Genomic DNA, 13,592 nt, shown 5'->3' with positions numbered 1-13,592 from the left:
AAGCATTTTATTCTACCTTGATAAAACACTTATTTTCCAGACATTTTGTGTGATTTATCGGTTTTCTGTGAGACTGATAACATTTTCGTCTAGTTAATAATTAGACAACTATTTTATAGTTGCCTAATCGGTGATTTTGCCAAATGAATTATTTTGGTTGATATATTTATTCTAATCTTGATTCAATAGTTCAGGTCAAAAAACTCTTTGACCTGAATTTTATTTTAGTTAGTTGCTAGCGATTGCGTTTTTTTGCTCAGTAGTGTCATTTTGGAATATCAAGACAAAAATAACTGCTAGCACTAGTGAGTAACAAGCAAAGACTAGCCATACATTATGCCAATCAATTACACCAGTGTTTGAGGTGAATTTATCAACCACAATACCACTGATCATAGAACCTAAGTAAGCACCAATGCCATTAGTCATCGTCATAAATAAACCTTGAGCACTATTACGGATGTTAGGGGATACTGTTTTTTCAACATACATTGATCCAGAAATATTATAGAAGTCAAACGCACAACCATAAACAATCATCGATAGCAATAACAGTACGAAGCCGAATGGTGATGGATCGCCATAAGCAAATAGACCAAAACGTGCAACCCATGCCAACATACTGATTAACATCACATATTTAATACCAAGTTTCTTCATAAAAAATGGTACAAATAAGATAAATACTACTTCTGAAATTTGCGAAATTGATAATAAAACAGATGGGAATTTAACCACTAAGCTATCAGCGTACTCCGGTACTTTATCGAAGTCATGTAGAAATGGATTACCAAAAGTATTAGTAATTTGTAAAATTCCGCCTAATAATACCGCAAATAAAAAGAAGATGGCCATTTTAGGTTGTTTTAATAATACAAATGCATCTAAACCTAATGCACTTATAATAGACTTTTCTTTGCCATCATTTTTTGTAACTTCAATTAAAGGTAAGGTTAATGAATAGAGACTTAATAAAACTGAACTACCGGCAGCAATATAAAGTTGCAAATTACTTAGTTCTAACTGCATAAAACTAACTAACCACATTGCAACGATAAAACCGATAGTACCGAAGATTCGAATTGCCGGGAACTGTTCAATAACATCAAGTCCTTGTGATTCTAAACAAGAGTAAGAAATCGAATTAGAAATCGCAATAGTTGGCATGAAAGCAAGGCAATGAATAAGCATCACTAATACCATTAAAAATGGTGAAGTAATAGATGCCGCGATAAATAAGGTTACTGCACCAATCAAATGGCAAAGCACATATAAGCGGTTAGCAGGTATCCATCTATCAGCTACAATACCAAGCAGACTAGGCATAAATACTGAAGCAATCCCCATAGTACTATATACAGCGCCGACTTCAATACCGGTAAATTTTAATTTAATCATCATATAGGAGCCTAAAGTAATTAACCAACTCCCCCAGATAAAAAATTGTAAAAATAATATAACTTTCAGTTGTAGCTTGGTATTCATTTTGATTCCTTATTAAATGAGCTCTTTTCTAACCTATAAGATAAAAATTAATGAATAAATAAAATTTGTTATGACTATCAAGACGCTAGTTATAACGATAAGCACATTAACGGTTAAAATTGTTTAATAACAGCCAATGTAAAATTTATATATTTTTTAAATAAAAAAAATGGCAGAAATTCTGCCATTAATTTAATTTGAATTCAGTAATACCGACTCTAAAGCAACAGTAATCATCTCTTTAAATCCAAGCTGACGTTCCTCGGAAGACATCGCTTCACCTTTTCGAATATGATCCGATACGGTACAAATCGCCAACGCTTTGGCACCATATTCAGCTGCCACACCATAAATACCAGCCGCTTCCATTTCGACACCTAATATATTGTATTTTTCCATTGTATCGAAAAGATCAGGCTCGACGCTATAAAACAGATCAGCTGAAAAAATATTACCAACTTTGACATTCACATTTAATTGTTTCGCAGCATTAACTGCATTACAAACAAGACCAAAGTCAGCAATGGCGGCAAAATCATGATTTTTAAAACGCAAACGATTTACTTTTGAATCCGTACATGCGCCCATGCCAATAACCACATCACCCAGATTGACATTAGGGCTAATTGCGCCACATGAACCGATACGAATGATGTTTTTTACACCATAAAATTTAATCAATTCGGTTGTATAGATAGAACAAGATGGAATCCCCATACCATGCCCCATAACCGAAACTTGTTTACCTTTATAATGACCAGTAAAACCAAGCATCCCTCTAACATTAGTTACTTCTTTAGCATTATCTAAAAAAGTTTCGGCAATAAACTTAGCTCGTAATGGATCGCCGGGCATCAAAACCGTTTGAGCAAAAGCATCATCGGCGGCGTTAATATGTGGGGTAGGCATTTAACTCTCCTGATTAATTACTAAAAAACGTATTGAACATAACAAACCATTATTTGCTAATAAATGATTCGCCATAATCCATTGGTGACAAATCAAAATAATCGGCAACACTTTGCCCGATATCAGCAAATGTTTTACGATGACCAAGTGATCCCACCGGAACACTATTACCGTAAACTAAAACTGGAATATGTTCACGAGTATGATCCGTACCAGACCAAGTTGGATCACAACCATGATCAGCACTAATAATTAAAAGATCACCAGGTTCAATAAGCGCTAACATCTCAGGCAAACGGCTATCAAAATATTCTAACGCCGCAGCGTAACCAGCAACATCACGTCGATGACCATAAGATGAGTCAAAATCAACAAAATTGGTAAAAACAATCGTGTTATCTTTCGCTTGTTTGATTTCTTCTATTGATGCATTGAATAACGCTTCAATACCTGTTGCTTTAACTTTTTTGGTAATCCCCACTTCGGCATAAATATCGGCAATTTTACCAATTGATACAACCGTACCTTGTTTTTCATCAACCAATTTTTTAATCATTGTTGGCGCCGGTGGTTCGACAGCTAAATCGTGACGATTGCCAGTTCGGACAAATTCACCTGGTTTATTACCTAAAAATGGCCGAGCAATGACGCGGCCGATATTATAATCGCCTTTATTAAGCTCATCACGCGCAATTTCACAAACTTCATAAAGCTTATCTAGACCAAAAGTCTCTTCGTGGCAGGCAATTTGAAAAACTGAATCAGCAGAGGTATAAAAAATAGGTTTACCCGTAGCCATATGCTCAAGGCCAAGCTCATCAAGAATCACAGTCCCCGATGAATGGCAATCACCGAGATAGCCCGGCAACTTAGCACGTTTAACAATCTTATCTAATAATTCTTGAGGAAAGCTGTTAGTAGTATTAGTAAAATAACCCCAATCAAACAGCACTGGCACACCGGCGATCTCCCAATGACCTGATGGCGTATCTTTACCAGATGAAATTTCACTGGCATAACCATATGCACCAATAACATTACCTTCGGTAGTCATACCTTTTGGATATGCACCCGTAGATTCATAAGCGGCCTCGATCAAACCTAATTTTCCTAAATTAGGTAATTTTAATGGTCCTTGTCGACCATGATCTGCTTTGCCTAAAGCACAAGCTTCGGCAATATGGCCTAAAGTATCCGAACCTTCATCGCCATACTTTTTGGCATCTTCAGCACCGCCGATCCCGAAGGAATCGAGGATCATAATAAAAACTCTTTTCATAATTTCCTCTAAATCTCAACTACCATAAAATAGAGCTACCATCTTGAAGCATAAATTCATTTAAAACCGTGATCGATAACTTATTTCTCGAATTTTATAAAATAATAATAACGTTTACCATAAGGCTGAGTAAAATAGATTATAACTAAATTTATAAAAAAGATCGTTTGGGTAGCTATAATACATGATAAAAAAAAACAAAAAAGGGATTAGCTCATATTCATTGATTATTTGGCTAATCTTTTGACATTTTTATCACTAAATAATGAGTCAAGATAAGTAAAAAATAGTTTAATCCATAAAAGATCGTTTTGCATTGTGCTAAAATAGCAAATAAATAAACGACAATTGAATAAAGTATCTTATCAAAATTGATAACGCATTGATTTACTAATTTTAATTACTAAAAGTGCATAAAAAGCATCAAATAAAATTGGTTTAATCGAATTTAGAAGTATTTTTTATAAAAGGTAGTCATTAATGAACCAAAAAATTCCTAATACATTTGCTCTAGATGTTTGTGCCAACCGGGTCGAAACTGTCACAACTGTTGAACAACTAATGCAAGTTTGGAAAAACAATCTTGATAATCAACCTTTTATAATTATTGGACAAGGCAGTAATACATTATTTACTGAAAATTTTGCTGGTACAATCATTGTTAATCGAATTAAAGGACTAACCATAACCGAAACTGCGACTCACTGGCATTTAAAAGTGGGTGCCGGCGAATATTGGCATGATTTAGTTGCCAATACTATTAATCAGAACATCCCAGGCCTTGAAAACTTGGCTTTAATCCCCGGTTGTGTTGGTTCTGCACCAATTCAAAATATTGGCGCATATGGGGTTGAATTTCAAAAAGTGGCTGATTATGTTGAATTACTTGAATTTGCAACCGGTAAAATCATTAGTGTCACTGATGGTCAATATGGCTATCGTGAAAGCATCTTCAAACAAAAATATGCCAATGATTATGCAGTTGTTTATGTTGGTATCAAATTACCAAAACAGTGGAATCCAGTGCTAACTTATGGTGAATTAAGAAATTTTGATGCAAATAGCGTCACGCCTAAAATGATCTTTGATAAAGTGTGTGAAATTCGTCGAAGCAAATTGCCTGATCCTAATGTACTAGGTAATGGTGGAAGCTTCTTTAAAAATCCGATAGTCGACAAAAAACTTGCGGATAAACTACTTGAAAAATACCCAACAATGCCTATATATCCACAAACAGCAGATCAAATAAAATTAGCTGCCGGTTGGTTAATTGATCAGTGTGGTCTAAAAGGATACCAAATTGGTGGTGCAGCAGTGCACCAACAACAAGCTTTGGTATTAGTCAATAAAGATAATGCGACCGCGCAAGATGTTGTCGCATTAGCGCGTTATATCATCAATGCAGTATTGCAAAAGTTCTCGGTGCACCTATCGCCTGAAATTCGATTTATGGGAGCGACAGGTGAAATTGACGTGGATAAATTTTTATAAATACGTCCTAAAAACAACGAAATTACTTACAAACTTATGAAACATTCGTATTCATTTCCTATTTTATTAACGAGTTTACTATTTGTTACCATCGCTTTATCGGCACTCAATACACAAGTACCACTCTGGCTTGTGCGTGAAGAATTTTCGCTAGGGCAGATAGGCTTAGTTGGCTCAAGCTACTTTACAGGTAACTTAGTAGGTACCATCATGGCAAATTGGTTTATTAGCCGATTTAATGCCAGATTCACTTACACCTACAGTTGTATTATCTTTGCAATTGCGACTATTGGTTTAAGCTTCTCAATGGATTTTTACAGTTGGGCGATCTGGCGATTTTTCATTGGGATCGCTTGTGCTGTCACTTGGGTGGTGATTGAAAGTTGTATCTTAGTTACCGGTACGGTGCGTACCCGCGGCAAAATGTTGGCGGTCTATCTCACTACCTACTATTTAGGCACTGTATTAGGGCAAGCTCTGCTCCAATATTTTCCGCAAGAGGTACTCTATTTTGGTTTAGTGATTGCAGTATTAATGGGATTAGCCATCTTATTTATTTTGTTAACCCATTACAAATTACCAAAGAAGAAAAAAAGTAGTTTCAACATTATGCCAATGATAATGTATAAACCTTCTCGCGTTGGCTTGATTGGTTGTGCGATTGCCGGTATGTTAATTGGTTCACTGTATTCGTTAATGCCAGCCTACTATTCACATCTGGGCTACAGCGATAACCAAGTCGCCAATTGGATGGTATTACTAATACTCTCTGGTGTGATTGCCCAAATGCCGGCTAACTGGTGTGCAGATAGGTTTGGTCGCCGTATTGTATTGCTAGTTGAATCAGTTTTCATGATGATCGCTTGTGGCTTGCTGATATTTAACGTTTACGGTGTATTAGCCATTATTTTACTTGGTGCGACCATTTACACCATTTACCCAATCTCCATGGCGTGGGCTTGCTCGTGTGTTCGCAAACAAGAAATTGTATCCATGAACCAAGCCATGTTATTAACCAATACACTCGGTAGTCTAGTTGCTCCGGCAGTGATAGCTTTTATAATGGACACATTAAGCAATACTTACTTATTTATTAGTTTTGCTATAATTTCACTCTATTTTGTTGTTTTATTATTGCTCAAAAAGTGAGGATTCAATGCGCAGTAACCATAATCCATTGAAATTAATCAATATATTAGCTGATGGGCAGTTCCACTCAGGTGAGGAACTAGCCAACCAATTTGGCATTACTCGTGCTGGCATCAATAAATATATTAAAGTACTACGAGATTGGGGCATCACCTTATCATCCGTACAAGGTAAAGGTTACTGTTTAGCATCACCAATTGACTTGCTCGATAAAGTCAAAATCGACGAAAATTATGGTGAGAATAGTCATGTAGAAGTGTTGCCGATCATCGACTCGACCAATCAATATCTATTAAATAATATTGAAAAATTACAAACAGGTGACAGTTGTGTAGCCGAGTTTCAATCTAAAGCTCGAGGCAGACGAGGGCGACAATGGTTTGCACCGTTTGGTAGTAATCTTTACTTTTCGATGTATTGGCGACTTGATCAAGGCATTGCTGCTGCTATGGGATTAAGTTTAGTGGTTGGTATTGTGATGGCTGATACATTACGGGAAATATCTAGTCAAGATATCAAAGTTAAATGGCCTAATGATTTGTATCTTGATGATCAAAAACTTGCAGGTATATTAGTCGAACTCGCGGGTAAAACCGGTGATTGCGCGCATGTTGTCATTGGTGTGGGGGTCAACTTAATGATGACCAACCCTGATCCCAACATCGTCAACCAAAAGTGGGCTAACTTAGGTAGAGTTGATCGCAATTTGCTGGTAGCAAAAGTAGCTAAAAACCTCAAAACTAAACTTCGTGACTTTGAACAATACGGTCTATCACCATTTCTTAATGATTGGCAACGACTTGACAATTTTGTTAATCGTCCAGTTAAATTATTAATTGGTGACAATGTGATCCGAGGTGTTGCTAAAGGTATCAATGAGCAGGGTGCATTACTTTTAGAACAAAATGGCGAAACTAAGGCGTTTATCGGTGGCGAAATTTCATTAAGGAGTGATGAATAAATAGTCAATAATTGCTGTCACAAAATTGCCCCATTTAAGCATAAATGGGGCATGATAAAATTATTACCTATTTTTTAATTCTTAATAACCGCAAAGCATTAGCGGTAACGATTGCCGTGGTACCAGAATCAGCTAACACCGCTAACCAAAGCCCTGTCACGCCTAATAAACTAGTTATTAAAAATATCAATTTAATGCCTAAGGCAATGGTAATATTTTGCTTAATATTTCGATTAGCAAAGCGAGTTAAGCGAATCAACATTGGCAAACTTAACAAACTGTTTTTAGTCAATGCCGCATCCGCCGTTTCGAGTGCAACATCAGTCCCACTGCCCATGGCAATTCCGACTGTGGCGGCTTTCATTGCCGGGGAATCATTAATGCCATCACCAATCATCGCAATCGGAGTATGTCGACCAATCTCTTCGATTTTGGCCAACTTATCTGCCGGCAATAGCTCAGCACGATACTCCATACCTAATTGACCTGCAATTGCTTTTGCGGCGCGTTGATTATCGCCAGTTAACATCAAGGTTTGCAAACCAAGTTGCTTAAGCTCAGTGATAGCCGGCAAAGCATCACCACGCAGTACATCTTGCAAAGCAATAATCCCCAGCAACTGTTGACTGGTGGTAACGACTACAACAGTTTTACCACTATCTTCAAGCTGAGTAATCGTATGAGCATCCTCGGCATTAAGTGCAGTTGACACTGTCTCGATCTTATTTGGTGACACAACAAAATAGGTTTGCTGATTTAATTCACCTTGTATCCCAATACCAGCAATAGCTTTACGATTATTCGCTTCGGCGAACTGGATCGGCTTTTGCTTAACATAATCTACTAATGCTTTAGCTAAAGGATGGTGTGAACCGCTTTCAATCGCAGCAACAATCGTTAGCAATTCCTCGTTAGAACAGCGTCGATTAATGACATCAGTTACTTGCGGCTTACCTTCGGTTAACGTTCCAGTCTTATCAAACGCTAACATTTTAATCGAACCAATATGCTCAAGTGCCGCACCGCCCTTAATTAATACCCCATATTTAGCCGCGCTAGACAAGGCCGAGGTAATCACCGCTGGTGTTGATATCACTAACGCACAAGGACAACCAATTAACAACAACGTCAACCCTCGATATATCCAAGTATACCAATCAGCGCCGGTCAACAAAGGTGGAATCACGACCACTAAAAACGCAAATAATGTAATCGCTGGCGTATAATAACGGCTAAATTTATCGATAAATCGCTCTATTGGCGCTTTACGATCCTCGGCATCTTCAATTAACTGTAAAATACGATCGACAGCATTTTGCCCTGATTCTGAAATCACCTTAAGTTGAATGGTATTATCGACCACTAACGACCCAGCTAAAATTTTATCGCCACTTAAATAATTAACTGGAATGGATTCACCGGTTAGCGCACTCTCATCAATGCTGGCTTGTTCGCTAACCAAAATAACATCAGCAGGTAATCGACCACCGGATGAAATTTCGATAATATCATCTGGTTTTAAGGTATGACTAGCAACTGTTTTCCTTTTACCATCAATAATAATCACCGTCTCATCAGGCATTAATTCCGCTAGTGATGAGATGCCTTTTTTCGCCTTACTGGTTGCAAAGCCTTCCAGCATTTCTCCTATCATAAACAGAAATATCACCATGGTGGCTTCTTCGGCTGCACCAATAAACAGTGCACCAATTGCCGAAATACTCATTAGTGTTTCAATCGCAAACGGCGTACCACTACGGGTTAAAACAATGGCTTCTTTCAAAATTGGGATAATCCCAACTACAGCTGTTACAATAAACGCATATTCACCAGCGGTTTTATTCACCAACAAAATGAGATAACTAACAACAATCAATGCACCTAAAACCGCTAATGGAATAAATGCCTTTTTATCAAAACTATGTGAATGTTCATGGTGATGAGCAGGGCTCGACTCAAAAATCGGCGTATAGCCCAGTTCTGTAACTTTATCTTCAATCATCTTGATTACTGCATCATCATGCTTAGGAACAAAAACGATTAATTTTTCGGTTGAGAATATGATTTTGGTTTGATTAATATTAGGCAGTGTTTTAACACCGTTTTCGATTTTGCTTGCGCAATGAGCGCAATCCATACCTTGAATTTTCCAAGTTAACTTAATTCCTTGGTTACTCCGCTCAGGGTCTTCGGGGGGATCTTCAATCTCACATTTTTGTGATGAGCTATGATCATGCCCATCACAGCATTCTGTGTGCTTAGCTTCATGAGAATGATCAGAATGATGAGAATCATGTGAATGATTATGAGCAATATTATGACAATCGCCATGACAATGATCGTGATTATCGTGGTGAGATTGTGCTGATTTGTTATTATATAACATAACGTTACCTCTTTTTGTGGATGATTTTGATTGTACGCTCAAAAAAACAAAAAGAAATCTTTTTTAAACAAATTTTCGAAAAAAGTTGAGGAAGTTTTTTCCAGTCAACATCATGTTATTGCCAACCCTTTTTTTTAACTAGAAATAAAATGATTAAAAATCAATAAAATATAAAGTCGTCAAAAAAAAGGTTTTTGTAAATAAAAATCCACTTTTACTTCTTGCAAACTATGTTTATATTATATCGCGTTCTAGATTACTGCCGTGTAGGTAGATTAGAAAAAACGTGCAACGGGGCGCGGTTATAGGCATCAATTTACTGCTGTGTAACCTCAATTATAACCCGCTTTTGCGAGAGGGATATTGTCAATAATCCTTAAATAACATACAATTAATAAAAAAACAGTTTAATATTCTAGGATAAATGGTATGAAAAGAATTGCGTTACTAGGATTGGTTTGCTTTGCATTGTATGGTTGTAGTGATGATAGTGGTGATAAAGTTACTAATGAGTTTTTGGTTGGAAAGTGGGAATGTAAATTAGACAGTTATAATTCAAAAATGAAAGACGGGAAATTTACTGATTATGCTGGCGAAGGACTTGATATAATTATAAAAGAAGAATTTAAAATAGAAAATAATAAGTTGTATTGTTTAAGAGAATCCAAAATGGATGGATCTACTTCTGGTAATGATTCAAATGATTGGAAAGAAAATCATATATTTGATACACATACCGGTGAAACAATAGAAGAAACGAAAAATAATTTAACAGAAAAATCAATCAAGTCTCTAATAAAAAAATCGCATGATACTTATATAGTGAGAGAGGAATATATTACAATTCGAAATGAACAATATAATTCAGGAGATAATATTGAGAACTTCCGAACAAAAGTAGAGGCTATTTGTACAAGAATAAAATAATTTTTATTAAGTTTATTTAATCCATAAGCCAAACCACATTTAAAGTAATACCAATTAGAATGTTTTGACGTTATAGAAATATTTAAATTGAGATTTGGCTGTTGTAGTAAAACACTTGCAAATCATGCAAACTGCCATTTTCTGCTTTAATTTCCAATTTATTTCAACCTCAACCTAGTTGATTAACCTAATAAACTGAGTAAACATCATAAAATTCCGTCTAAACATAATACAACAGAAATCCCTCTTTGCATCATGATCATTTAGATATTGCTCTAGATAAATATAAAGTGAAAATTAAGTCAGATTTAAAAACCAAGATTTAAAATAGGTAACAATAACGTTAAGAGATTTATTTTCATCTCTATGATTTTACATAAAAAAACCAACTTGACGGTATAACTTATTTGCTTAATAATTTGGCGAGTTAAACCGGAATAAAATCATAGTAAAGGTTTAGGTTATTTCTTCTAATTAAACGTTGTTATAGCAGGTAATAAATTAACAGCATCCTTTTAAAATTTTATTGGATTAGTTTATAAAAATTAGATTATTAAAAATAATGAGTAATATTTAGATATAAAAAGGACGATATATGAAATTCTTGAAAAAATTATTTTCAAAAAGTAAAAAACTTGACCAAGCTGAACAACATCAAGGAAAACATCTGTTTCAAGCACTTATTGAACAATATGGAGGGCTTGGTTTTGAAAAGCAAATGGATTTAGAAGGTGTTATTGACGATAAGCCTTGGGAAATTGATATGGATGCACAGCAAATTGTTTTTGGCGGTAATTTATACTGTTCTTTTCAGTTATTGGGAACCTTTTCGCATTCATCCCAGACTTGGCTTTGGGCTTGGGCAAATGAACAATCGGATCTTCCTAAAGCTCTTTTAGAGCAGTCTCTTGAGCTTAAAAAAATTGGTGAAAAAAACAATATTGATTTATTGAAATTTCCTAAATTTGATGCAACCGAAGACAATCTACATTTATTTGGAATCATTGCTAGTGGTATGTTTAATTCTAGTGGTTATTATGTCGCTGATTATGGTCAAGGTGCACTGGTGTTAACTTTTATTAATGAAGATATTGACCAAATTCATCAAGAGAACGACACTCATAACCGCGTTGCTAACGTAATCCCGCAATTAATTGCCAATTATGAAGTGAATCACTATGCTGCAATAAAACACTATTTGTTGGCTAAAGATTATCAAATAACCTTTGATGATGGTTTAAAGTTGGTTGCAATCAAAGGTGAAATGCAAATCAGCGCAGAATTTGACGATTTATCGCGCTTAATTGCACTTAATGGTTAAAAGCGATTATTAGTGATGATAAAGATTAAATAATTAATTGGATAGAAAGTAGAAAAATTCTATTTCAAATCATATAAATGACTGATTAGATAAAAATGGCGGATCTATTACTATCTTCCACTAATCGGTCAGTTATATTATTTTAAAGTTAGCCGACGAAGCTATAGTCTATTTTATTTGTATTGTTTGGTGGTTGTTGATCGGTAATATCAAATTAATTTTTTAAAGTTATATTAAATTCAGCATCCGCCCCCTAGTATTTAGTTTTAGAACTAATTAACATCACCCAATTGCTTACTATATACCGATTATCGATGTTGTCGACATGTTGAAAAGTCGCCAAATTAGCTGACGAACGCCTATATTCCCACAAATTTTAAGGGTATAATTACGGCACTTAATTTAATGGTTAATCTGCTTTTATGACTTCTTCATTCATTCGAAAATCTGGCGTTGTTTTTGGTGCTTTTTTAGTGACGACGTTTATTATTGGAGTAGCGGGTGCCTTACAATCGCCTACCTTAAGTCGCTTCTTATCGTTTGAAGTTGGGGCTGATCCTCGTTTAGTCGGTGCGTTTTATTCGGTTAATGCCCTAGCCAGTATTATTGGTAGTTATTTGTTAGCCAAGTATTCAGATAACAGAGGTGACCGCCGTAAAATTGTAATTTTTTGTTGTTTGATGGGGCTGGCAAATAGTCTGATTTTTGCTTATTCACGTAACTATTATGTGTTAATTACCTTAGGTGTGTTTTTTGCTGCATTAGCGTCTGCTGCAATGCCGCAGGTATTTGCAATGGCGCGTGAGTATGCCGAAAAGAGCGGTCGTAATGCAGTTGCCTTTAATTCCCTGATTCGTGCACAATTATCATTAGCATGGGTGATAGGTCCACCATTATCTTTCGCGTTGGCAATCAATTACGGTTTTACTGCGATGTATTTGTGTGCCATGTCGATGTTTATTATCTCGATGATTGTCGTCACTATCTTCTTGCCACCAGTTGAAAAAAGGGCAATCAGTTCGTTTACTGCAAATGAGTTAGCTGCGGCGAACCAATCGATTTTCGCCAATCGCAATGTGATGTGTTTGCTAATCTCCACCATTTTTATGTGGACTGCAAATATGATGTATATCATCGATATGCCGATTTATGTGGAAGCGGTATTACACCTGTCTAATTCATTACCGGGTAGTTTGATGGGATTAGCGGCAGGAATTGAAATTCCTATTATGATTATTGCTGGTTATTTGGTACCAGTATTAGGCAAACGCAATCTATTTTTTATTGCTATCATTTGCGGAATTTTGTTTTATGTCGGGATGATTTTATTTAAAGATGCAACCATGTTGTATATATTACAAATCTTTAATGGATTGTTTATTGGGATTGTTGCCAATATTGGTATTATCTATTTCCAAGACTTATTACCAACCCGCATGGGTATTGCCTCAACTTTATTTAATAACGGTATTATTTGTAGCGTGATTTTGGCTGGTATTATCCAAGGTTTTGCCTCTCAAGCTTACGGTCATGAAGTGGTTTATTGGATTGGCTTAGTAATGGTGACGATTTCTTTACTATTTTGTGCATTAGTAAAAAAATAGTTGTCAATTCATCTCATTTTATCGTATGCAAATTAACGTCTTCCTTATTTGATTTAACAAGTAGGAAGACGGTTGCCAGA

The 13,592-nt window shown here is 35.8% G+C and carries 10 protein-coding genes; 6 read left to right on the top strand and 4 right to left on the bottom strand.

Annotated elements, in window-relative coordinates:
* Positions 1-228 precede the first annotated feature (228 nt).
* The 3 genes from DKK79_RS09465 to DKK79_RS09455 all read right to left on the bottom strand — a co-directional run bounded on the left by DKK79_RS09465 (position 229) and on the right by DKK79_RS09455 (position 3,673).
* On the bottom strand, positions 229-1,485 hold the full coding sequence (locus DKK79_RS09465) for a nucleoside permease (protein WP_110423854.1): 1,257 nt from the start codon (positions 1,483-1,485) through the stop codon (positions 229-231).
* Between the two features lie 192 nt (positions 1,486-1,677).
* The gene (deoD, locus tag DKK79_RS09460; protein WP_110423853.1) at positions 1,678-2,394 is read right to left on the bottom strand and encodes a purine-nucleoside phosphorylase; all 717 of its coding nucleotides are present in this window, start codon (positions 2,392-2,394) and stop codon (positions 1,678-1,680) included.
* A gap of 49 nt (positions 2,395-2,443) precedes the next feature.
* Positions 2,444-3,673 (bottom strand): phosphopentomutase, encoded by a 1,230-nt coding sequence (locus tag DKK79_RS09455; RefSeq protein WP_110423852.1) that lies wholly within the window; start codon positions 3,671-3,673, stop codon positions 2,444-2,446.
* A 480-nt stretch (positions 3,674-4,153) separates the two neighbouring features.
* On the opposite strand from DKK79_RS09455, the gene murB reads away from it, so the two are divergent.
* From murB to birA, 3 genes are read left to right on the top strand one after another with little or no spacing between them, the layout of a single operon-like run.
* Positions 4,154-5,164, top strand: a complete 1,011-nt coding sequence (gene murB, locus DKK79_RS09450) for a UDP-N-acetylmuramate dehydrogenase (protein WP_110423851.1) — start codon at positions 4,154-4,156, stop codon at positions 5,162-5,164.
* Between the two features lie 36 nt (positions 5,165-5,200).
* Positions 5,201-6,313 carry an MFS transporter gene (locus DKK79_RS09445; RefSeq protein ID WP_110423850.1) on the top strand — a complete coding sequence of 371 codons (1,113 nt, stop codon included), beginning with the start codon at positions 5,201-5,203 and terminating at the stop codon, positions 6,311-6,313.
* Positions 6,314-6,320: 7 nt separating this feature from the next.
* Complete coding sequence (gene birA, locus DKK79_RS09440; protein WP_110423849.1) at positions 6,321-7,274, top strand: bifunctional biotin--[acetyl-CoA-carboxylase] ligase/biotin operon repressor BirA; 954 nt, start codon at positions 6,321-6,323, stop codon at positions 7,272-7,274.
* A gap of 67 nt (positions 7,275-7,341) precedes the next feature.
* Here the strand turns inward: birA and DKK79_RS09435 are convergent, their stop codons facing one another.
* Positions 7,342-9,660 (bottom strand): zinc/cadmium/mercury/lead-transporting ATPase, encoded by a 2,319-nt coding sequence (locus DKK79_RS09435; RefSeq protein ID WP_110423848.1) that lies wholly within the window; start codon positions 9,658-9,660, stop codon positions 7,342-7,344.
* Between the two features lie 429 nt (positions 9,661-10,089).
* Here DKK79_RS09435 and DKK79_RS09430 point away from each other — a divergent pair, with 429 nt between their 5' ends.
* The 3 genes from DKK79_RS09430 to DKK79_RS09420 all read left to right on the top strand — a co-directional run bounded on the left by DKK79_RS09430 (position 10,090) and on the right by DKK79_RS09420 (position 13,512).
* On the top strand, positions 10,090-10,587 hold the full coding sequence (locus DKK79_RS09430; protein WP_110423847.1) for a hypothetical protein: 498 nt from the start codon (positions 10,090-10,092) through the stop codon (positions 10,585-10,587).
* A gap of 595 nt (positions 10,588-11,182) precedes the next feature.
* Positions 11,183-11,908, top strand: coding sequence for a DUF6882 domain-containing protein (locus DKK79_RS09425; protein WP_110423846.1), 726 nt, complete (start codon positions 11,183-11,185; stop codon positions 11,906-11,908).
* A gap of 422 nt (positions 11,909-12,330) precedes the next feature.
* Positions 12,331-13,512, top strand: a complete 1,182-nt coding sequence (locus DKK79_RS09420) for an MFS transporter (RefSeq protein ID WP_110423845.1) — start codon at positions 12,331-12,333, stop codon at positions 13,510-13,512.
* Positions 13,513-13,592 lie beyond the last annotated feature (80 nt).

This window comes from Gilliamella apicola (genome assembly GCF_003202915.1).
Taxonomy (GTDB): domain Bacteria; phylum Pseudomonadota; class Gammaproteobacteria; order Enterobacterales; family Orbaceae; genus Gilliamella; species Gilliamella apicola_Q.
This window is presented reverse-complemented; position numbering and strand designations above follow the sequence as displayed.